Below are 505 nucleotides of genomic sequence, written 5' to 3' on the forward strand. Positions count from 1 at the left end.
GTTTAGCGGAAGTAGTTCAGTGGTAGAATACAACCTTGCCAAGGTTGGGGTCGCGGGTTCGAATCCCGTCTTCCGCTCCACTATTTATTTATGCCGGGGTGGCGGAACTGGCAGACGCACAGGACTTAAAATCCTGCGGTAGGTGACTACCGTACCGGTTCGATTCCGGTCCTCGGCACCAGCTTAATTTAATATGCGCCCGTAGCTCAATTGGATAGAGCATCTGACTACGAATCAGAAGGTTGTAGGTTCGACTCCCGCCGGGCGCACCATATTTTATCGGGAAGTAGCTCAGCTTGGTAGAGCACTTGGTTTGGGACCAAGGGGTCGCAGGTTCGAATCCTGTCTTCCCGACCATTATTTTTTTCGGGGCCTTAGCTCAGCTGGGAGAGCGCCTGCCTTGCACGCAGGAGGTCAGCGGTTCGATCCCGCTAGGCTCCACCAAAAAAACTTGACAAATTATGATGATCTTGTTATGATTGTAAAGTTGACTCTCGTAAGGGTT

Annotated in this window: 5 tRNA genes; all 5 read left to right on the forward strand. The window is 51.3% G+C overall.

From position 1 onward, the window contains the following. Positions 1-5: 5 nt before the first annotated feature. The 5 genes from QNI08_RS22385 to QNI08_RS22405 all read left to right on the forward strand — a co-directional run bounded on the left by QNI08_RS22385 (position 6) and on the right by QNI08_RS22405 (position 444). Positions 6-80: transfer RNA gene (locus QNI08_RS22385), tRNA-Gly, on the forward strand. Between the two features lie 12 nt (positions 81-92). Beyond that, positions 93-181, forward strand: a tRNA-Leu gene (locus QNI08_RS22390). 14 nt (positions 182-195) lie between these two features. After that, positions 196-272 (forward strand) — tRNA-Arg (locus tag QNI08_RS22395). Positions 273-280: 8 nt separating this feature from the next. Continuing rightward, a tRNA-Pro gene (locus QNI08_RS22400) sits at positions 281-357 on the forward strand. Positions 358-368: 11 nt separating this feature from the next. Next, positions 369-444: transfer RNA gene (locus tag QNI08_RS22405), tRNA-Ala, on the forward strand. Positions 445-505: the final 61 nt, after the last annotated feature.

This window comes from Peribacillus folii, from assembly GCF_030271255.1.
In the GTDB taxonomy this organism is placed as follows: Bacteria; Bacillota; Bacilli; order Bacillales; family DSM-1321; genus Peribacillus.